Source organism: Kribbella sp. ALI-6-A (genome assembly GCF_001984195.1).
Lineage (GTDB): Bacteria > Actinomycetota > Actinomycetes > Propionibacteriales > Kribbellaceae > Kribbella.
This window is the reverse complement of sequence record NZ_MTQN01000008.1, coordinates 272,948-293,367: the sequence shown is the minus strand read 5'-3', so window position 1 is coordinate 293,367 and position 20,420 is coordinate 272,948. Positions and strand designations below refer to the sequence as shown.

General features: G+C 69.5%; 21 protein-coding genes. 8 read left to right on the top strand and 13 right to left on the bottom strand.

The genetic code is table 11. The features are described from left to right. Positions 1-12: 12 nt before the first annotated feature. The 5 genes from cseB to hppD form a co-directional block, all read right to left on the bottom strand. Positions 13-711, bottom strand: coding sequence for a two-component system response regulator CseB (gene cseB, locus BWI15_RS07355; protein ID WP_077013542.1), 699 nt, complete (start codon positions 709-711; stop codon positions 13-15). Positions 712-717: 6 nt separating this feature from the next. Then, entirely contained in the window at positions 718-1,326 is a 609-nt protein-coding gene (locus BWI15_RS07350) for a hypothetical protein (RefSeq protein WP_077013541.1), read from the bottom strand. A gap of 159 nt (positions 1,327-1,485) precedes the next feature. Continuing rightward, entirely contained in the window at positions 1,486-2,868 is a 1,383-nt protein-coding gene (locus BWI15_RS07345) for an FAD-binding oxidoreductase (protein WP_077013540.1), read from the bottom strand. Between the two features lie 70 nt (positions 2,869-2,938). Next, positions 2,939-3,409, bottom strand: a complete 471-nt coding sequence (locus tag BWI15_RS07340) for a DUF2690 domain-containing protein (protein WP_077013539.1) — start codon at positions 3,407-3,409, stop codon at positions 2,939-2,941. Between the two features lie 147 nt (positions 3,410-3,556). Next, positions 3,557-4,759, bottom strand: coding sequence for a 4-hydroxyphenylpyruvate dioxygenase (hppD, locus tag BWI15_RS07335; RefSeq protein WP_077013538.1), 1,203 nt, complete (start codon positions 4,757-4,759; stop codon positions 3,557-3,559). Positions 4,760-4,867: 108 nt separating this feature from the next. Between hppD and BWI15_RS07330 the strand changes: the two genes are divergently transcribed. Continuing rightward, the gene (locus tag BWI15_RS07330) at positions 4,868-5,395 is read left to right on the top strand and encodes an Lrp/AsnC family transcriptional regulator (protein ID WP_237771182.1); all 528 of its coding nucleotides are present in this window, start codon (positions 4,868-4,870) and stop codon (positions 5,393-5,395) included. A gap of 471 nt (positions 5,396-5,866) precedes the next feature. Here BWI15_RS07330 and BWI15_RS07325 read toward each other — a convergent pair whose 3' ends face one another. After that, a complete protein-coding gene (locus tag BWI15_RS07325) occupies positions 5,867-6,511 on the bottom strand; it encodes an IclR family transcriptional regulator (RefSeq protein WP_077013537.1) in 645 nt (214 codons plus the stop codon). Positions 6,512-6,566: 55 nt separating this feature from the next. On the opposite strand from BWI15_RS07325, the gene BWI15_RS07320 reads away from it, so the two are divergent. Then, positions 6,567-7,316, top strand: coding sequence for a hypothetical protein (locus tag BWI15_RS07320; RefSeq protein WP_237771181.1), 750 nt, complete (start codon positions 6,567-6,569; stop codon positions 7,314-7,316). 987 nt (positions 7,317-8,303) lie between these two features. Here BWI15_RS07320 and BWI15_RS07315 read toward each other — a convergent pair. Further along, positions 8,304-9,539 (bottom strand): MFS transporter, encoded by a 1,236-nt coding sequence (locus tag BWI15_RS07315; RefSeq protein WP_143465436.1) that lies wholly within the window; start codon positions 9,537-9,539, stop codon positions 8,304-8,306. Positions 9,540-9,615: 76 nt separating this feature from the next. On the opposite strand from BWI15_RS07315, the gene BWI15_RS07310 reads away from it, so the two are divergent. Next, positions 9,616-9,804, top strand: a complete 189-nt coding sequence (locus tag BWI15_RS07310; protein WP_077013535.1) for a hypothetical protein — start codon at positions 9,616-9,618, stop codon at positions 9,802-9,804. Between the two features lies 1 nt (position 9,805). Here BWI15_RS07310 and BWI15_RS07305 read toward each other — a convergent pair whose 3' ends face one another. Then, a complete protein-coding gene (locus tag BWI15_RS07305) occupies positions 9,806-10,534 on the bottom strand; it encodes an SDR family oxidoreductase (protein ID WP_077013534.1) in 729 nt (242 codons plus the stop codon). Between the two features lie 100 nt (positions 10,535-10,634). On the opposite strand from BWI15_RS07305, the gene BWI15_RS07300 reads away from it, so the two are divergent. The 4 genes from BWI15_RS07300 to BWI15_RS07280 all read left to right on the top strand — a co-directional run bounded on the left by BWI15_RS07300 (position 10,635) and on the right by BWI15_RS07280 (position 14,511). Then, the gene (locus BWI15_RS07300; RefSeq protein WP_077013533.1) at positions 10,635-11,480 is read left to right on the top strand and encodes a helix-turn-helix transcriptional regulator; all 846 of its coding nucleotides are present in this window, start codon (positions 10,635-10,637) and stop codon (positions 11,478-11,480) included. A 46-nt stretch (positions 11,481-11,526) separates the two neighbouring features. Further along, positions 11,527-12,000 (top strand): winged helix-turn-helix transcriptional regulator, encoded by a 474-nt coding sequence (locus tag BWI15_RS07295; protein ID WP_077013532.1) that lies wholly within the window; start codon positions 11,527-11,529, stop codon positions 11,998-12,000. A 266-nt stretch (positions 12,001-12,266) separates the two neighbouring features. Further along, entirely contained in the window at positions 12,267-13,148 is an 882-nt protein-coding gene (locus tag BWI15_RS07285; protein WP_077013530.1) for an isocitrate lyase/PEP mutase family protein, read from the top strand. A 34-nt stretch (positions 13,149-13,182) separates the two neighbouring features. Then, positions 13,183-14,511: an amidohydrolase family protein gene (locus BWI15_RS07280; protein WP_077013529.1), complete on the top strand. Its 1,329-nt coding sequence runs from the start codon at positions 13,183-13,185 to the stop codon at positions 14,509-14,511. A 545-nt stretch (positions 14,512-15,056) separates the two neighbouring features. Here the strand turns inward: BWI15_RS07280 and BWI15_RS07275 are convergent. Together BWI15_RS07275 and BWI15_RS07270 are read right to left on the bottom strand one after the other, a co-directional pair. Next, positions 15,057-16,865, bottom strand: coding sequence for a DEAD/DEAH box helicase (locus BWI15_RS07275; RefSeq protein ID WP_077013528.1), 1,809 nt, complete (start codon positions 16,863-16,865; stop codon positions 15,057-15,059). Between the two features lie 51 nt (positions 16,866-16,916). Continuing rightward, complete coding sequence (locus BWI15_RS07270; protein ID WP_077013527.1) at positions 16,917-17,492, bottom strand: Uma2 family endonuclease; 576 nt, start codon at positions 17,490-17,492, stop codon at positions 16,917-16,919. 129 nt (positions 17,493-17,621) lie between these two features. Here BWI15_RS07270 and BWI15_RS07265 point away from each other — a divergent pair, with 129 nt between their 5' ends. Further along, positions 17,622-17,888: a DUF3039 domain-containing protein gene (locus BWI15_RS07265; protein ID WP_077013526.1), complete on the top strand. Its 267-nt coding sequence runs from the start codon at positions 17,622-17,624 to the stop codon at positions 17,886-17,888. Positions 17,889-17,964: 76 nt separating this feature from the next. Here the strand turns inward: BWI15_RS07265 and BWI15_RS07260 are convergent, their stop codons facing one another. From BWI15_RS07260 to BWI15_RS07250, 3 genes are read right to left on the bottom strand one after another with little or no spacing between them, the layout of a single operon-like run. Next, positions 17,965-18,522: a YqgE/AlgH family protein gene (locus BWI15_RS07260; RefSeq protein ID WP_077013525.1), complete on the bottom strand. Its 558-nt coding sequence runs from the start codon at positions 18,520-18,522 to the stop codon at positions 17,965-17,967. Further along, a complete protein-coding gene (locus BWI15_RS07255) occupies positions 18,519-18,893 on the bottom strand; it encodes a VanZ family protein (RefSeq protein WP_237771180.1) in 375 nt (124 codons plus the stop codon). Before BWI15_RS07255 ends, BWI15_RS07260 begins: the two co-directional genes overlap by 4 nt. Before the next feature lie 49 nt (positions 18,894-18,942). Then, positions 18,943-20,376 carry an NAD-dependent malic enzyme gene (locus tag BWI15_RS07250; protein WP_077013845.1) on the bottom strand — a complete coding sequence of 478 codons (1,434 nt, stop codon included), beginning with the start codon at positions 20,374-20,376 and terminating at the stop codon, positions 18,943-18,945. Positions 20,377-20,420: the final 44 nt, after the last annotated feature.

Below are 20,420 nucleotides of genomic sequence, written 5' to 3'. Positions count from 1 at the left end.
CTGCCAGACACCTCACGCGCGCAGCTTGTACCCGAACCCGCGCACGGTCTCGATGCGGTCCGCACCGATCTTGGTCCGCAGACGCTGCAGGTGGACGTCGACCAGCCGGCCGTCGCCACCCCACTCGTAGTCCCAGACCCGCTGCAGCAGCGTACTGCGGCTGAGTACGACGCCCGGGTTGTTCGCGAACTCGATCAGCAGCTTGAGCTCGGTCGGGGTGAGCTGGACGGTGCTGCCGCCCCGCCGTACCTCCAAAGCCTCGCGGTCCAGCTCCAGGTCGCCGAACGACTCGACGCCGGATCCCGCCGACGGACTGGGCCGCTCGGGGTCCACCACCGCGCGCCGCATCACCGCGCGCAGCCGGGCCACCAGGACCTGGGTGTCGAACGGCTTGGTCACGTAGTCGTCGGCCCCCGCTTCCAGCCCCAGGACGACGTCCAGCGCGTCGCCGCGCGCGGACACCATCACGATCGGGACCAGGCTGGTCTCCCGGATCCGGCGGCACACGGAGATGCCGTCCAGGCCGGGCAGCATGATGTCCAGCATCACCGCGTCGGGATGGATCTTCTCGAAACTCTCGATCGCCTCCAGGCCGTCCTCGGCCGTGGTGACGTCGTAGCCGTGCCGCTCGAGGGTCAATTGGGTCGCCTCACGGATCACCGCGTCGTCCTCGACCATCAGGATGCGCGCTGCCGGTTCTTCCGGTACCACCGAAGTTCAGTCTCCCTTTTGGTCCTGCGAGCTCACCAAATTCATCTGCCGACCATTCCAACGGAAGATCTGGACCCGGGTTACAGACGGACAGCAAGCTTTGTCGTTCAAGGCGAATTCCTTGGACTCCACCACGAGGTCGCCGTGCTGGCTGGCACTGATCTTGGTCTGGTCCGCCCGCAAACCCCAAATCCGGCGCGGACCGGTGGGTTCGGCGGCCATCAGCACGGCACCGTAGTTGAAGCTCTTGTCTAACTCGATGTAGACCACGATCTGCGGGTACGCCGACCGGATGACGTTCACGGTCGGGCCACGGCTCATACAGCGCTCGACCACCGTGCAGGTGTCGAGGATCGTGCGGAAGAACGGTTCGAGCTTCCGGTCTGCCAGCAGCTTCAGCCTGACCTGGGCGAGGCTGACCGTGACGGGCGTCGGACGGCGGTCCTGCTGGTCGGGACCGATGCTTTTGCGGCTGGGCGTCGAGGACGGCGCCGGCGACGTACTCGTCGCGGGCTCGGCGCCCTCCACCCGCAGGCCGCCGCCGTTCGCACAGCCGGCCCCGAGCATCAGGGCGACCACAGCCAGCACAGCCGGCAGCACGCGCCGAGCTCGCATGGGTGGCCTCCTGAAATGCCTCACCGATCGATGTCCCCCCGTGATTCGGACAACTACTTTCCATAGTGCGGCCCCGACGTCACAACCGGCGGCCACAAACGTCCGGCTGCCTCGGCAGTTCCGTTGCGGTTGAGTCACAAAGGTGGAAGAACTCTCAGCTCACGAACGACCAGCCACCACCTTGCCCGGATTCAGCAAGCCCTGCGGGTCGAGCGCGGTCTTGATCGCCTCGTGCACCGACAGCGCGACCGGCCCGATCTCCTCGGCCAGCCAGGCGCGCTTCAGCACTCCGACGCCGTGCTCCCCGGTGATGGTTCCGCCCAGCTCCAGACCGATCTCCATGATCTTGTCGAACGCCGCCTGCGCCCGCCGGGCCTGCTCGGGATCCTGCGCGTCGAACACCACGGTCGGGTGCATGTTGCCGTCGCCGGCGTGCCCCAGCACGCCGACGGTGATGTCGAGCTCCTTCGCGCACTGCTCGATCGCGCCGATGAACTCGGCCAGCCGCGACCGCGGCACGCAGACGTCGTCGATCATCGTCGTACCGAGCTGCTCCAGCGCCACCAGCGCGGCCCGGCGGGCCTCCAGCAACAACTCGCCCTCGGCCTCGTCGTCGGCCTCGATGCACTCGATCGCGCCGTACTCACGGCACAGCTTGGCGACGGTCGCGATGTCGGCCGCGCCGGCGGCGCCGCCCGCGTCGGACTGCGCGATCAGCATCGCGGCCGCGTCGGTCGGCAGGTCCATCCGCTTGTACGCGTTCACCGCCTGGATCGTCGTCCGGTCCATGATCTCCAGCAGGCTCAGCGAGACGCCGGAGCGGATGATCTCGACGATCGCCTCGCCGGCCGCCACCCCGGAGCCGAACAGCGCCGCCATCGTTCGCGGCTTGGCCGTCTGCGGGCGCAGCGACAGCGTCGCCTCGGTGATGATGCCGAGCGTGCCTTCGCTGCCGACGATCAGCTTGGTCAGGTCGTAGCCCGCGACGCCCTTGACGGTCCGCCGGCCGGTGCGCAGCACCTCGCCGTTCGCGAGCACGACCTCGAGCGCGAGCACGTAGTCCGTGGTCACGCCGTACTTCACGCAGCACAGGCCGCCGGAGTTGGTCGACAGGTTGCCGCCGATCGAGCAGAACTCCCAGCTGGACGGATCCGGCGGGTAGAACAGGCCCTGCTCGGCGACGGCGCGCGACAGCACGGCGTTGTACACGCCGGGCTGCGTCACGACGTACCGGTCGACGGGCTCGATCGCGAGGATCTTGTCCATCTTCTCCAGCGAGATCACCACGCAGCCGTCCAGCGCGTTCGCGGCGCCGGACAGGCCGGACCGCGCGCCCTGCGGAACCACGGGCACGCCGAACTCGGCAGCGGCACGCACCGCTGCCTGGACGTGGGCGGTCTCTCTGGCCAGCACCACCGCCGCCGGCTCCCCGGCCGGGCAGAACATCGCCCGGTCGTACCGGTAGCTCTGCATCCGGTCGTGGTCGGTGACCAGTGCTTCCGGAGGCAGAACCTGACGCAACCGCTCGACGACCTCACTCATGGCATCGAGCCTAATGGCCCGTTGATGCCAGGGCAGCTTGTCGTCGAGCGGTGGTGTCGTCCGGTTCCGGTCAGCGGGTGCGGGCGGTCCGGTTCTCGGAGATCTTGTCCCAGCCGCTGCCGAAGTTGCGGAACTCCCGGGCGACCGCCGTGAACGTCGTACTGGTGTCGCGCGACTTCACCTTCGGTGTCCGGCAGGTCCGCTGCCCGGCGACGACCGCGCCGGTGCCGCCGCTGCTGTCGCACGACAGGGTGCGGCCGTTGTTGGATCCGCCGGTCTGCACCAGGTACGCGCTGGTCATCGCGTACTGCGGCAGCCGGGAGTCCATCACGACCTCGGCCCAGTACTGCGAGCAACTGTCGCGCATGAGCTTGATGTCGCCCCAACCCGGCGGCTTGTTGTCACGGAAGATCTGTGCGGACGAGATCGGTCTGGCACCCGGGCAGTTGGCCTCTTCGACGGCCTGAGCTGGTGAGGCCAGAGCGATCGCGCCCACTCCGGCCAGGCCCGCGGTGCTGAGCAGAATGCCCAGTGTCTTCATCGGAAACCCTTCCTGGACGTGCGCCCCGACGCCCGTCCACTGGGCAGCGTACGCGAACCGCCCCTGACCTGACAGTCAATCCGGTAATCGGACGTTGAACTGTCGGTATCAGGGGCGGCACTGAGCGTGTCGGGCGTGTCGCGTCGCTCAGAGGTTGCCGCGGCGCTCCTGCTCGCGCTCGATCGCCTCGAACAGCGCCTTGAAGTTGCCCTTGCCGAAGCCGAGCGAGCCGTGCCGCTCGATCAGCTCGTAGAACACCGTGGGGCGGTCGCCGATCGGCGACGTGAAGATCTGCAGCAGGTAGCCGTCCTCGTCACGGTCGACCAGGATGCCGCGCGACTGCAGTTCCTCGATCGGCACCCGGACCTGGCCGATCCGCTCCCGCAGCTCAGGGTCCTCGTAGTACGAGTCCGGCGTGTTGAGGAACTCCACCCCGTTGGCCCGCATGATGTCGACGGTGCGCAGGATGTCGTTGGTGGCCAGCGCGATGTGCTGGGCGCCGGCGCCGTCGTAGAACTCCAGGAACTCGTCGATCTGCGACTTCTTCTTCGCGATCGCCGGCTCGTTCAGCGGGAACTTGACCCGGTGGTTGCCGTTGGCGACCACCTTGGACATCAGCGCGGAGTAGTCGGTGGCGATGTCGTCGCCGATGAACTCCGCCATGTTCACGAAGCCCATCACCTTGTTGTAGAAGGTGACCCACTCGTCCATCTTGCCGAGCTCGACGTTGCCGACCACGTGGTCGACCGCCTGGAACAGCCGCTTCGGGTGCCCCTCGGGCCGGGTCACGGCGGTGGTCGCGGCGACGAAGCCCGGCAGGTACGGACCGTCGTACCGGCTGCGGTCGATCAGCGTGTGCCGGGTGTCCCCGTACGCCGCGATCGCCGCGCGGCGGATCGTGCCGTGCTCGTCGGAGACGTCGTTCGGCTCCTCCAGCACGGTGGCGCCCATGGCTCGCGCGTGCTCGACGCACTTGTCGACGTCGGGGACCTCGAGCGCGAGGTCGGCCACGCCGTCGCCGTGCTTGCGGTGGTGGTCGAGCAGCGGGCTCTTCGGGTGTACGCCGCCGCTGATCACGAACCGGGCCGAGCCGGCCTTCAGCACGTACGACTTGGCGTCCTTGTTGCCGGTCTCCGGGCCGGAGTACGCGACCAGGTCCATGCCGAACGCGAGCTGGTAGAACTTCGCGGTCTGCGTGGCGTTGCCGACCACGAACACGACGGCGTCCATCGCGGTCACCGGGAACGGGTCGCTGCTCTCGTCGTACGGCACCAGGCCGACCAGTTGCTTGAGCTGGTCGAGGTCGAGATCGGCGTCGAGCTCGGCGGGGGTGAGGTCGGTGCTGGTCATCGCGGTCCTCCCGATCGGTGGCTAGCTTGTCTGGAGCCTCGCGGGTGCGGACAGGTTGCGCAACAGTTTCTGGTTTGACTGCGCAGGTTGTGCAGTATTGTCGGACCATTGCTGGACTATTTGGTCACCCTGACCACTCGGGAGGATGGCATGTCGGTCGACGCGCTGGACGCCAGGATCCTGGACCTGTTCGCCACCGAACCGCGCGTCGGCGTACTGGAGGCCTCGCGACGCCTCGGCGTCGCCCGCGGCACCGTCCAGGCGCGGCTCGACCGGCTGCAACGCGACGGCGTGGTCCGCGGCTGGGGCCCCGACGTCGACACCGCGGCGATCGGCTATCCGGTGACGGCCTTCGCCACTTTGCAGATCGAGCAGGGCTCCGGGCACACCACGGTCGCCGCAGCGTTGGCGGCGATCCCGGAGGTGCTCGAGGTCCACACGATCACCGGCGCCGAGGATCTGTGGTGCCGCATCGTCGCTCGCTCGAATGCCGATCTGCAGCGGGTGATCGACCAGGTCGTGATCGTGCAGGGCATCCAGCGCGCGTCGACGGTGATCGCGCTGGCGGAGCAGATTCCGCATCGGGTGCTGCCGTTGTTGCATGCGGCGACTTCGCGGACGTCCAGCACTCATTAAGGCGCGTTTGAGTGCTCGCGCGGGCGGTTGTTGAGCGTGGGATGGGCGAGTGGGGTCGGGTTGGTGAGTGGTGGGCGTCCGCGCCCGCCGGTGCGGCGGCACGGCGCTCCTTCGGCTGCCGGCGCAGTGCCTATCCGACCGTCAAGACCAGACGTAGACCGGTCCAGGGCGTCCAGGAGGTGGCCGGAAACGTCCGTCGACGTGGCGTCGGCCCAGAACGAGCCGCCGGCGTGGCCGGGTCGTTCCCGACCAGCCGGTGACCGCATCACCAGCCGGCGCCTCGCAGGAGCCGTCAGCGTGGCATCAGCCCCGACCAGCGGACGCTCCATCTCGGCACGGACCGAATCGCCAGCTGCCCGGTTCTATCCCGGCCGCCGCGAGACCGCACACCACCAACTGGTGTCTCGACCGAGCCGCGGCTTGGCGTCGGCCTCGACCTAGTCGCCGTCCTCCTCGGAGCCCCGCCGGCGTTCAGGCGAGGCGCTTGGCGACGTCGACCGCGGCGCGGGCGACGCGCGGGCCGACGAAGTCGCGGTCGAGCTTGCCGAGCACGACCACCCCGATCGACGCTTCGACGCCCGGGACGCCGAGCACCGGGGACGACACACCCTGGGCGCCGGCCTGGAGCTCGCCGGCCGTGATGACGAACGGGCGACCCGCGGGGTCCGGCTTGCGGCGCCCGGCCAGGATCGCCTTGCCGGCGGCTCCCTGGTCGAGCGCGTGGCGCGAACCCATCCGGTAGGAGACGTGGAAGTCGGTCCAGCTCGGCTCGATCACCGCGATGGCGAGTGCTTCCTCGCCGTCGGCGACGGTCAGGTGCGCGGTGGCGCCGGTGTCCTCAGCGAGCGACCGCAGGACCGGCAGGGCGGCGTCCCGCAGCGTCGGCTGGACCCGCCGGCTGTAGTGCAGGACCGCGAGCCCGAGCCGGGCCCGGCCTTCGCTGTCGCGCCGGACCAGCCGGTGCAGTTCAAGCGTGTTGACCAGCCGATACACCACGGTCCGGCTGACCCCCAGCGACGCCGCCAGTTCGGTGATCGACAACCCGTCCGGGGCGTCCGCCAGCAACTCGAGGACCGTCAGCCCTCGATCGAGCGTCTGGGACGTCTCTGCCGGCACCTCTGAAGAGTATCCGTTTTTCGGGCGCGGACCGATGGCGCCGTATCTTGCTGCCGTGCGAAATTACTGGTCCCTGCTGCCGGCCATCGCCGTCGCGGTCGTGCTGATCCTGCTCTACGCGGTCCCGACGCTGATCAACCCGCAGTGGACGACCACCGTGCTCGGGCTGTTCAAGCAGCACCCCGAGGACGCCGATCCGGCCGGCCAGCGGCTGTCGCCGAAGCGGATCCAGTCCCGTCGCATGCTCGCCGGCCTGCTCGTCGTGGTCGCCCTCGCGCTGGTCGGCTTCAACATCTCCCTCAACCGCGAGGCGAACGGCTGCTACCAGGCCGCCACCGCGTGGGGCGCGGTCGAAGCTCCACCCGAGGGCAACAAGAAGCGCACCAGCGACGACCCCTGCATCACGATGATCTACGGCACGTTCATCGGCGACGGCACCGGCACGGTCGGCCAGGACAAGCCGCAGCCGGTCGAGACGTACCAGCTGATGGGCGACAAGAAGCCGAAGTACCTGAAGTGGATCCAGAACAGGCCGTCGTACGACGACGGCGACCTGCTGATCGGCGTCGAGGCCGACTGCGCGCTCGACCTGAAGGTCGAACAGCTCGAGGACAAGATCACCGCCGTCGTCGACCGGGCCCAGCCCTGCCCGGTGGACGACGAGATCTCACTGACCGCGATCAAGCTGAAGGAGCCGCTCGGTGACCGCAAGCTGGTCACCGTCGACGGCAAAGAGCTCCGGCAGATCAATCCGGACATGGACTCCTGGCCGACCGTGCTGAAGAAGCTGATCACCGGCGGCTGAACCGCCCCGCCGATCCGAGCCGCCGCCGGCACCTATCCCCCGACGCTGAGCCCGCTCTCGCCCCATTCGTCGGTGGAGGCGTCGTCACAGCGCCCGTCGCTTTGGCGTCGCCGCTACGCGCGACAGACGGCGGGTTGCCCTCGACCTCGTGGCCGTCGAGCGTGACCTCGGCCAGTCCCGCCATGGCGCCCCAAGCCCCCGCCACTCTCGCCCGGCCAACCCCCACCAACCCCGCCAGGCAGACCCAACCCCCGGCCAACCCCGCCAGGCTGACCCAGACCTCGCGCCCCCGCCGAGGATGCCCCAGGCCTCGCCCGGGCGGGGCTTACCCGAGCCTTACTCCCGGAAGGCCGCCACTCCGCCGATCACACCGCCGAGCGCGGCGCCAAGCCCCCGCCAAACCCCGCCTGCGCTCCCCAAGCCCCGCCGCCCCGGCGGACCGACCCGAACCCCGCCGCCCCGGCGCACCGACCCGAACCCCCACCCCCGCCCCGGCGGACCGACCCGAACCCCGCCAGGCCGACCCATACTCCGCCAACCCCGCCAGGCCGACCCAACCCCGCCCCGCCGGAGCTCGGGCTCTCCGGCTACCTGACCGGGATCACTTCAAGGTTCAGCAGGCGGGACCCGAGCAGCGCGACGGCCAGCTCTACGTCACACCCTCCGGCCTCCGCGCCGCCGATCAGCTGGTCGGGCCACACTCAGCGAGTCACGCACCGGTGACCCCGCGGGCGAATCGATGCCTGAGGCACCTGATACCGCCGGGCCCCGGTGTTCATGGTGCAACTGCACGACGCGCGGCGCCGGCACCACGACGTCCGGCTCGCCCCGCCTCGCTGACCCAAAGCCCCGCCGAACCCCGCCTGGCTGACCCAAAGCCCCGCCGGACTGTCCAAGCCCCCGCCGAACACCGCCGTGGCTCCCCAAGCCCCCGCCGCCCCGTCGGCCTGAGCCGCGGCGTACGCGCGGGACCGGGTGCGATCAGCCCTACCGCAGCGCCCGGACGTCGGCGTCGTACTCGCGGAACGGGCGGTTGCGGGCGAGCAGGATCAGCAGGCCGACGATGCACACGCACGCGCCACCGGCCAGCGCGATCGTCGGCGTGGTCAGATCGGCCGTCGTACCGGCCACGAAGTCGCCGAGACGCGGCCCACCCGCCACCACCACGATGAACACCCCCTGCAGACGCCCGCGCATCGCGTCCGGCGCCGCCGACTGCAGCACCGTGTTCCGGTACGCCGAACTGACCATGTCGGCCATGCCGGACATCGCCAGCAGCGCGACGCCGAGCCAGATCGACCGGGCGAAGCCGAACAGCCCGACCGCCGCGGCGTACGCCGTGATCGCGACCACGATCGCGATGCCCTGCCGGCGCACCCGGCTGACCCAGCCGGAGAACAGCACGCCGAGCAACGCCCCGATCGCCGGCGCCGCCTGGAGCAGGCCGACGGTTTTCACGCCACCGGCAAAAAACGCACCCGCCACCGCCGGGAACAGCGCCCGCGGCTGCGCGAACACCATCGCCAGGATGTCGGCCAGGAACGTCGCGAGCAGCGCCGGCGCCGTTCGCAGGAACGCGAAGCCCTCGAGCACCGACCGGATCCCGGCCCGCCGGACCTCGCCGGTCGGCGGCACCGGCGGCAACCGGAACAACGCGTAGAGCGCGGCCGTGAACGTCACCACATCGACCAGGTACGCCGCGGCGAAGCCGTGCCACGCGATCACCGAGGCGCCGAGCAGGGGGCCGGCGGTGAAGCCGAGGTTGAACGCAGCCTGGCTGAGCGTGTTCGCCGCCGGCAGCAGCTCGGGCCGGATCAGCCGCGGGATGATCGCCGACCGGGCCGGGTTGTTCACCGCGAAACAGGCCGACTGGGCGGCGACCACGGCGTACAGGACCCAGACCAGCTCCCAATCGAGCACGGACTGCACGACCAGCACCATCGACAGCAGCCAGAGCCCCGCCGAGCTGACCAGCGCGAGCGTGCGCCGGTCGATCGCGTCGGCCATCGCCCCGCCGTACAGGCCGAAAACGATCAGCGGGACCAGGGCGAACAACCCCACCAGCCCGACCGAGAACGTCGACCCGGTCAACGCGTAGACCTGGATCGAGACCGTCACCGCGGTCATCTGCTGGCCCAGCTGCGACACCGTCGACCCGATCCACAACCGCCGGAACTCCGGCGACTCCCGCAGCGGACGGATGTCGGTCAGCAGACGAGGCACGCGAGCAACTTATGTCATGACCAAACAACCCAAACGCCCCGGGCACCGCAGACGAGGCCGCTGCGTCAGTCTTGCTATGACGAACCAGCCGCAAGCCCCGACGCTCACCTGCCCGCTGTGCAGTTGCCCGCAATTCCAGCAGGAGGAGGCACGCAGCGACTCCCGCTGGGGCTTCACCTCGCATCGCATGACCCTCCTGGTCTGCCAGAACTGCCGGTACGTGCTGCACTTCTACGACCGGAACTCGATCTTCGACTTCGACTGACTCACCAGGGCAGGCCGCCATTCTCCGCGTGCAACTCACCTGTCGGACCGTCGTCGGGCAGGGTCGCCAGCCGCACCACGACCGCCGCGCCCTGGGCCGGCGTCCGCGGCGCGTCCCAGCCGCCCATGTCGGTCGCGCAGTTGCCAGGGTCGGCGGCGTTGACCAGGATGCCGCTGGAACGCAGCTCGTTGGCCAGCATCACGGTCACCATGTTCACGGCGGCCTTGGATGTGTTGTAGCCGGTGGTCAGGACCGTCGACATCCGCGACTCCGGATCGCCGACCCGGGTGAGCGACGCCAGCTCACTCGACAGGTTCACGATGCGTGCCGCCTCGGCGCGCCGGAGCAGCGGCAGCATCGCCTGGGTGGTCGCCACCACCCCGAAGACGTTGGTCTCGAACCCGGCGCGCAACACGTCCACCGGCACCTCGCTGACCGGTCCGTCCCCGTCGGCGATGATCGCCGCGTTGTTCACCAGGACGTCGAGTCGGCCGTACGTCCGCTCGATCCAAGCGGCGGCTTGCTCGGCGGAGCCTTTGTCGGTCACCTCCACCCGAACCGCGGCCGCGTCGACGCCGTCCTCGGCCAGCTCCTTGACCACCGTCTCCGCCCGGCCCAGGTCCCGCCCGGCGACCAGCACGGTCCACCCGAGTCCGCCGAACTGCCGGGCGATCTCCCGCCCGATTCCCTTCGTGGCGCCCGTGACGAGCGCGATGTTCTGCTGAGTCATGCGTCCACCTTCGGCGGCGATGTCCGCCGCTGGCAGAGTCGGTCGATCCAGGGATCGAGCGTCCCTGGTTGGGGGTCTGGCGAGCTGCGATCCTGGATTCGTGGACAGGGCACAGCTGGCAGACTTCCTTCGCATCCGCCGGGAACGACTGCGTCCTGAGGACGCCGGCCTGCCCGCGGGCCTCCGTCGCCGGACGCCGGGTCTGCGTCGCGAGGAGGTCGCGTCGCTGGCCACGATGTCGACCGACTACTACACCCGTCTGGAACAGGCTCGCGGCCCTCGTCCGTCACGCCCGGTGCTGACCGGCCTGGCCCGCGCCCTGCAGCTCTCCACCGCCGAGCGCGACCACCTCTTCCGCCTCGCCGGCGAGCAGCCCGGACCGCCTCCAGGGCCGCCCACCGACGTACGCAGGGGCGTACGGCGGATGCTCGCTCGCCTCGACGTGCCCGGCCTGGTCCTCGACGCCAAGTACGACGTACTGGCGTGGAACGCGATCGCCGCAGCCCTGATCACCGACTTCTCCGCACTGCCTCCCCGCGACCGCAATCTGCTGCGCCTGCGGTTCCTCAGCGGCAGCACGCAGAGCGAACTCTTCGGCGAAGAGGCCACCGCGGCGTTCGCGCGCGAAGCCGCCGCCGACCTCCGCGCCGCGACCGGCAAGTATCCCAACGACAAGTCGATCAGGACGCTCGTCAACGATCTGCGCACCGGCAGCGAGGAGTTCGCCCGGATCTGGGCGCTGCACGAGGTCGGCACGCAGCAGAGCATGTGCCAGACGTTCAACCACCCGCTCGTCGGCCGGATCGACGTGATCTGCGAGGTCATGGTCATCCCCGAGCACGACCAGCGCGTGGTGCTCTACACCACCGAACACAACTCCCCGTCCGATCAGGCGCTGCGTCTGCTCGAGGTGATCGGCACCCAGACCCTCTTCCCGCCATCCTGAGCCGCACCCTCCCTTTCGTTCTGCAACCCAGCGGTACGCTGGACGCATGACCAAGACGCTCGGCAAGGACTCCACCTGCTCGATCGCACGCAGCCTCGAGGTGGTCGGCGACGCGTGGACGTTGATGATCGTGCGCGAGGCGATGATCGCCGGGGCGACGCGGTACCAGGAGTTTCGCGACGCGCTGGGCATCGCGTCGAACAGCCTGGCCAAGCGGCTGGCGCTGCTGGTCGAGGAAGGTCTGATGGAACGCCGTACTTACCAGGAGCCGGGCGAGCGAGCGCGTGACGAATACGTGCTCACGGAGGCCGGGCGCGCGCTCAGCCTGGTCATCGGCGCACTGGCAACCTGGGGCCGGACCTACCGGCCACACCCCGACGGCACGTCCCCGCGGTTCACCCTGGACGACTCCGGGACTGTCGCCCAACTGGCCTTCGTCACCCCGGACGGCAAGGAAGTCCCCGGCAGCCACCTGACCGCGGTACGCACCGAGGACCGCCGACTCGACGACGTCGCCTAGCTCGACGCGGCGTCCCGGCTTTGGCGGCACCCGAGCGCCGCCACCCTTCGGCGCCGGATCATCTGTCCGGCGCCGCGCCGCTCCCCCGACACCAGGCCATCACGTCCGACATCTCGCCGCTGCCTCCCCTGCCAGGTCTTCGAGTCCGGGGACCGCAGGCCCCTCATCTGCTCCATGCGCGCCCGCCGCAGGCTGGTCAGCTGACTTGCCGAATGAGATTCAGCCCTGCTAGCTTTCGTTGCGAAACCTAGCCAGGGAGTCTCCCCATGCCCTCGAATCCCACGCAACGGCGGACCACCTTCGCCGAACTGGTCAACTCCGCCGAGCCACTCGTACTCCCCGGCGCCTACGACGCGTTCAGCGCCCGCCTGGTCGAACGTGCCGGCTTCCGTGCGACGTACCTCGGTAGCTTCGCGGCCGCCGCCAGCACCTTCGGCCAGCCGGACGTCGGCCTGGTCACGCTGACCGAGCTGGTCGACGCAATCCGCCGAATCGTCGACGCGACCAGCCTGCCCGTCCTGGTCGACGGCGAGAACGGCTTCTACGAGCCCTCGAACATCTGGCGCACCGTGCAGGCCTTCGAGTCCGCGGGCGCGGTCGGTCTTCACATCGAGGACAACCTCGGCGGCAAGCACACCTCCCGCCCGGCCGGCCTGCTGAGCCCCGACCGGATGGTCACCCGCATCCGGGCCGCCCTCGACGCCCGCACCGACCCGTCCTTCATGATCATCGCCAGAACCGACGCCGCATGGGTGTACGGCGACCTCGACGACACCCTCAGCCGTCTGCGCAGCTACGTCGCCGCGGGCGCCGACGTGGTGTTCGCGCCCGCCGTACCGGCGGCCAAGCTCAAGGAGATCCGGGCCGCCATCGAGGCGCCCGTGATGGTTGCCGCGGACCTGTTCGATGCCCCGGGCAAGGATCGACCGGGCAGCACGCTGGCCGAGTACGCCGACGCCGGCGCGGACGTGCTGCTGCTCTGGTACAGCCTGATCGGCGCCGCAGCGAAGGCCGTGATGGGGACGCTCGACGGGTTGGCGTCCGGGGCGGAAGTCGCGGAACTCGGCGACCTGATCCTCGGCCAGCAGGAGTTCGAGTCCGCGATGGACTACACGGCGTACGAACGTCGCGCCGCTCGCTACCAGTAGCTGATCCCGCCCGTCGACAGAGACGAGACCACTCATGAGTAACCAGATTCAGCCGACCATCTCCGGTGCGGGAACGACCGTCTTCACCGGCGCAAAGGTGATCGTCGGCGATGGCAGCACCGTGATCGACAACGCCGTCGTTGTCGTGCAGGACGGCGTCATCAGCAGCGTTGCGCCGGCGGGGGCCGCTGTCCCCGAAGGCGCGCGGGAGATCGACTGCACCGGCCGGACGATCATGCCGGCGCTGGTGAACCCGCACGGGCACATCGGCTACATGCGAGGAACCGTGTGCGATCCCGCCCACTACTCGCGCGAGAACGTTCTCGACCATCTGCGCCGGTTCGTTTACCACGGCGTCAGCACGTTCCAGTCGCTCGGCACCGACCTGCACGGCACCGAGATCGCCGTACGGGACGAGCAGCGGTCGGGCACCTTGGACGACCCGGATCTGGCGACTCTGTTCACAGCCGGTGCGGGCATCGTGGCGGCGCCGTCCGATGGGCTTCCTAGCGGGGCGCCGTTCTTTGCTGTCGACGCTGTGCGTCAGGCCGTGGACGCCGAGGACGCTCGGGCGTTCGTCCGTACGCTGGCTGCTCAGCGGGTCGATGCGGTGAAGTTCTGGATCGACGATCGGGGTGGAAAGTCGGCGAAGCTGTCGCCCGAAGCGAGTCACGCGATCGTCGACGAGGCGCATCGGCACGGGCTGCTCGCGGCCGCGCACATCTACTCGGTCGAGGACGCCAAGGTCGCGCTGGACGCGGGGGCGGACATTCTTGCGCACATGCCTCGTTACCCGGCGCCTGACCGGGAGCTGATCGATAGGTTGCTCGAGCGGGATGTCGCGGTCTTCACGTCGATGACGGTGCAGGGGCCGACGCATGTCGACTGGTTGGACGATCCGCTGGTTGGGGAGACGTTGTCTCAGGTGGATATCGATGACTTGCGCACGCGGATGGAGGCTCGGGCGCTGGAGCCGCTGTTCGATACGGGTGAGACCTATCGGCGTTTACGGGAGAACTTCGGGATTCTGCATGAGGCTGGGGTTCGGCTGGTTTATTCCGCTGACACCGGGGTTTTCGCGCAGCTTCCTGGGTTGGCTGAGCATCGGGAGCTGGAGGCGCTGGTTGACGCGGGGTTGAGTCCGCTGGCGGCGATCGAGTTTGCTACGCGGCGGTCGTCGGTGCTGCTGGGGCTTTCGGATCGAGGCGTTCTTGAGCCGGGTCGGCGGGCGGACCTTTTGATCCTGGATGCGGATCCGGTCGGCGATATCGCCAATACTCGGCGGATCGGGGGTGTGGTGTTGGCTGGTCGGGTAGTGGATCGGGGAGGTCTTCGTCGGCGGTTTCAGGCTGCGTTTGCGTGAGTTTGTTGGATGGAGGATTTGGTACGAGGGCCGTCGGCGTCGGTACGACGGATGGTCGGGTGACGGGGGGATCGACCCGGGTGGGCTGAGGTTGCTGGTCGGCTGAGCGGCACTGCGGCTGAGGTTGCCGGTCGGCTCACCCGTTCGGGCTGAGGCTGTCGGTCGGCTGACCGGCTTGGGTTGGCGTTGGGTGGGCATGCTCGCGTGGGTCAGGCCTCGCGGCGCCGGCCGCGGGTAGGCGCGCTGGTGCACGTAGGTGCCACCTGTGAACTTCTTGCTACCTCCGTGGCATGCCAGGTACAGGCCGTCTGTTGGCAAGAAGTCAGCACGCGTCACCGCTGGCTGGGTGTGGGACCGCGTGCTCGATAGTGTCGCCGGTCAAGGGCTGTGGCTGAGGTTGCCGGTTGGCTGACCGGCTTGGGCTCAGGTCGGGCGATCAGCCTGGGTCGCTGGTTGCGCGCCGGGCACCGAGCACACCGAATCCGGCTCAGGTCCCGGCCAACTGCCCGACTCAGCCGCGTGCAGCCGGATCACCTTGGCGCAGCTCAGGCCCGCCGTTGAGCTGCCCAGTCACGGATCAGCTCTATCCGTTCCCTCAGCTGGGTCGACGACGCGTGCGCCGCGGCCGGACCGCCCAGCTTCCTGCGGAGGTCGTTGTGGATCACGCCGTGGGGCTGGCCGGTGCGGTGGTGCCAGGCGGCGACCAGGCCGTTGAGTTCTCGGCGGAGCAGAGCGACCTGTTCGTGCGTGGCGAGCTCCGTCGGAGTCGGGTCCGTCGTCGCGTTGTCTGCGTCGGGGGCTCGTTGGCTGCGCTTTTGCTGGGCGATCGACTTTGCCTGACGTTTGCGGAGGAGCTCGCGGACCTGGTCTGGCTCCAGCAGGCCGGGGAGGCCGAGGAAGTCGAGTTCCTCGTCGGAGGCCAGATCGCCGCCGGTGCCGTAGTCGCCGCCGTCGAAGACGACGCGGTCGAAGCTGGCATCGGAGCCCAGCGCCTCGAACTTCGCGTCCAGGTCGTCGCTGGCGCCCTCGGCCTGGTTGGCCTGTTTGATCAGGTCGTCCTCGAGGGCGAAGATGTCGCCGTCGTCGTTGCTGTTCTTGCGGCCGAGCACGTGGTCGCGCTCGACCTCCATCTCGGCGGCGAAGCCGAGCAGGCGGGTGACCGACGGGACGAACACCGACGCGGTCTCGCCGCGCTTGCGGGCCCGGACGAACCGGCCGACCGCCTGGGCGAAGAACAGCGGCGTCGAGGTCGGCGTCGCGTACACGCCGACCGCCAGCCGCGGCACGTCGACGCCCTCGCTGACCATCCGGACCGCGACCATCCAGCGCGAGTCGTCGGCGGAGAACTTCGCGATCTTCTTGCTCGCCGCCTTCTCGTCTGACAGCACGACGGTCGGCGCCTCGCCGGTCAGCTCGCGCAGGACCTTCGCGTACGCGCGGGCCGTGTTCTGGTCGCCGGAGATCACCAGGCCACCCGCGTCCGGCATGTGCCGCCGGACCTCGGTCAGGCGCTTGTCCGCCGCGGCCAGTACGGCGGGCATCCACTCGCCGGCCGGGTCGAGCGCGGTCCGCAGCGCCTGCGCGGTGAGGTCCTTGGTCAGCGGCTCACCCAGCCGCGCCGCGACCTCGTCACCGGCCTTGGTCCGCCAACGCATCTCGCCGGAGTACGACATGAAGATCACCGGGCGGACCACGTGGTCGCGCAGGGCGTGACCGTACCCGTAGGTGTAGTCGGCCTTGCTCCGGGCCGCGCCGTCGTGACCGTACTCGTAGGTGACGAAAGGGATCGGGTTGTCGTCGCTGCGGAACGGCGTCCCGGTCAGGGCGAGCCGCCGGGTGGCGGGCTCGAACGCCTCCTTGACCCCGTCGCCCCAGCTCAGGGCGTCACCGCCGTGGTGCACCTCGTCGAGGATCACCAGCGTGCGGAACCGCTCGGTCCGGACCCGGAAGGCCAGCGGGTTCACCGCGACCCCGGCGTACGTCACCGCGACGCCCTGGAAGTCCTTGTTGGTCCGGCCCTTGCCGCCGGCGAACGCCGGGTCGATCGCGATCCCGGCCCGGTCGGCCGCCTCGGCCCACTGGATCTTCAGGTGCTCGGTCGGCGTCACCACGGTGACCCGGTCGATCACCCGCCGGTGCAGCAGCTCGGCGGCGACCGTCAGCGCGAACGTCGTCTTGCCGGCGCCCGGCGTCGCGACCGCGAGGAAGTCCTTCGGCTGCTTGTCCATGTAGAGCTGGAGCGCTTCCGCCTGCCAGGCGCGCAGCTTGTTGGCGGTGCCCCAGGCTGCGCGGTCCGGGTAGGCCGGAGGAAGCACGGCTGGTGGTGCTGGCACGTGCGAATCCACGGACGGCATACTCCCCCGATACTCGACTGTCGGCCGTGCAGGAACGTTACCCGAGAACGCTCAGACAATCAGATCGGCGGGCACCACCTCGACGTCGTAGGGGCTCGTCAGCCGCGCCACCTCGTCGCCGGAGACCTTCGCGACCTGCGCATATGCCCCGTCCTGCATCTCCCAGGCGATCAGGGTCGGCGTGTCGGGGTCGACCACCCAGTAGGACGGGCAGCCGGCTGCCTCGAGCCGGGAGTGCTTGAGCATCAGGTCGATTCGCCGGCTGCTCGGCGACAACACTTCGACAGCCAGCAGCGGCGCCTTCGGCAGCTCACGTTCGGTGAAGTCCTCGCGCCGAGCGACGAGAAGGTCGGGCTGCAGGACGGTGTCCTCGGAGATGATCACGTCGAGCGGCGCGAACAGTACCTCGAGCTCGGGCGGGCAGCCGGCGAACAACTGCCGGTACAGCGCCGCGACCACCCGCTGATGAAGACGGGTCGGCGCCGGACTCACCAGCAGAATCCCGTCGATGAGTTCGTAACGATGGCCGTCGTCCGGCATCCGGGCGAGATCGGCTCGGGTGAGCGGAGTGCTCGGCCGCCAGGGGACAGCCGGCTCGGTTGGTGCGATGTACTCCACAATGGACATCGTGCCTCCTCTGATTGGGTCACACCAAGAACATGCCGCGATCTGCCCCGGCTCCGAGGGTTGTCCACAGGGCAATCGCTGTGGAGAACATGCGGCGGCCGGTCGAACGATCGGCCTACACTCGGTGCCATGAGTACTCAGTTGAGCCCGGGTGCCGAGACCGTTGTCGACGAGCGCACCCAGCCGTCGCTGGACAACGGTGACCACGAGCGGTTCTCGCACTACGTGCCGAAGGACAAGCTGACCGAGGCCATGGTGATGGGTACGCCGGTGGTCGCGCTGTGCGGCAAGGTGTGGGTGCCCAGCCGCGACCCGCAGAAGTTTCCGGTCTGCCCGGAGTGCAAGGAGATCTGGGAGTCGCTCAACCCCGGCGACGACGACGGCGACAAGGAGTAGTCGCTCACGTCACGGCCGGTCCCCGCGGGGACCGGCCGGAACCGGCGACACCGGGACCGCGAAGCTCGTCGTCCGGTCAGTTCTGCGTCGGGTCGTCCGGGTACGTCGCCAGATAGGCCATCTGGTCGTTCTGGCGGCGCAGCACGCGCCGCCACAGGCCCTCGGGGCGCAGGCTGAACACGTCGTCGGGCTCCGACGGTACGACGTACCAGGCGCCCTCGGTGATCTCGCCCTCGAGCTGTCCGCCCGACCAGCCCGCGTAGCCGGCGAAGATCCGCATCCGCTGGATCGCGCCCTCGAGCAGCGCCGGCGGGACGTCGAGGTCGATCAGCCCGATCCGGCCGAAGCACTCCCGCCAGCCGGGCGGGTCGGCGGACTCGATCACCTCGGCGACCGCGAGCGCGCTGTCGGTGCCGACCGGGCCGCCCATGAACAGCACGCCGGGCTCGTTCACCGTGGTGGACCAGTCCGGCAGCACCTGGTCGACCTCGAGATCGGCGGCTCGGTTGACCACCACGCCGAGCGCGCCGTCGTCGTCGTGGTCCAGCAGCAGGATCACCGAACGCCGGAAGGGCGGCTCGTCGAGCAACGGGGTCGCCACGAGCAACGATCCGGTCAGGGTCGAGGCCGTCATGAACCCATCATGTCGTGCCGGGCACCCTTTGCGCTGCGCGCCGGGCGAAACCCGAGCCAAGTCCCGGCCGCGACGCCGAGCAGATCGGCCACCGCATCGAACGGGTCACCGCTACGGTGTGGCAGCAGGTAGTGCTGGATGAACTCGCTGCCGATCGCCTGCACGACCAGCGCCGCCAGCAACCACCGCACCGGTACGCCGACCCGCAGCCCCAGGTAGGCGACCGCGGCGAAGATCAGAAAGTGCCCGACCTTGTCGGTGTACGGGATGCCCGTGTCCGGCCCGGCCTGCCGCGGTGAGTACAGCCCGTACAGCTGAACCAGGCAGGCCAGCACGAAGCCGGCCCGCCAGGCCCAGACCCGGCTGCTCACGCCGACCACGAAGCCGCCGAGAAGCCGGAGCGAAGCGCCGAACCGAGCACTACGCGAGCGACGGAGCGTCGTCCGGGAACACCTCGGCCGCCGGCGCCTTGCCCCCAGCGGCATCCCGTACGGCATGCGCCACCATCGTGTGCACCTCCGGGTGGAACACGCTCGGGACGATGTAGCTGGCGTTCAGCTCGTCGTCGGTGACCACACCGGCCAGCGCCTTCGCGGCGGCCAGCTCCATCTCGAGTGACACCTTCGACGACTGCGCGTCGAGCAGACCGCGGAAGACGCCGGGAAAGACCAGCACGTTGTTGATCTGGTTCGGGAAGTCGCTGCGCCCGGTCGCGACCACCGCGGCGTGCTCGCCGGCCGCCGCCGGGTCGACCTCGGGGTCGGGGTTGGCCAGCGCGAACACGATCGAGTCGTCGTTCATGGTGGCGATGTCGTCGCCGTTCAGGATGTTCGGCGCCGACACCCCGATGAACACGTCGGCGCCGGCCAGCGCGCCCTTGAGGTCTCCGCTGTACTGCGCGGCGTTGGTGTTCTCCGCGATCCAGCGCAGGTCCGGTGACAACCCCTCGCGCTCGGTGTGGATGACACCGCCGATGTCGGCGACGCAGGTGTCCTTGACCCCGGCGGCCAGCAGCAGCTTGAGGATCGCCGTACCGGCCGCGCCCGCGCCGGACAGTACGACGCGCACCTCGCTGATGTCCTTGCCGACCACGCGCAGCGCGTTGTAGAGCGCGGCCACCACGACGATCGCCGTACCGTGCTGGTCGTCGTGGAAGACCGGGATGTCGAGCTGCTCGCGCAGCTTGGCCTCGATCTCGAAGCAGCGCGGCGCGGAGATGTCCTCCAGGTTGATCCCGGCGAAGCCCGGCGCGATCGCCTTGACGATGCTGACGATCTCGTCGGGGTCCTGGGTGTCCAGGCACAGCGGCCAGGCGTCGATCCCGGCGAACCGCTTGAACAGCGCGGCCTTGCCCTCCATCACCGGCAGCGCGGCCTTCGGGCCGATGTTGCCCAGGCCCAGGACGGCGGACCCGTCGGTGACGACGGCGACGCTGTTGCGCTTGATCGTCAGCCGGCGCGCGTCGTCGGGGTTCTCGGCGATCGCCAGGCAGACCCGGGCCACGCCCGGGGTGTAGATCATCGAGAGGTCGTCACGGTTGCGGATCGGGTGCTTGGCCTCCATCGAGATCTTGCCCCCGAGGTGCATCAGGAAGGTCCGGTCGGAGACCCGGCCGATCTCGACGCCGGGCACCGCGCGCATCGCCTCGACCAGCCGGCCGGCGTGCGCGGTGTCGGCGGCGGCGCACGTCACGTCGATCCGGAGCCGCTCGTGGCCGGAGGCGGTCACGTCGAGCGCGGTCACCAGGCCGCCGGCCTGCTCGACGGCGGTCGTCAGTTTGCTCACCGTCGAGCCGCCCGCGGGCACCTCGAGCCGGACGGTGATGGAGTAGGAAACGCTCGGCAAGGCAGTCACGCCCGCGATCTTCTCATGGTCGTGCCACCGGCCGGGGGTTCCGT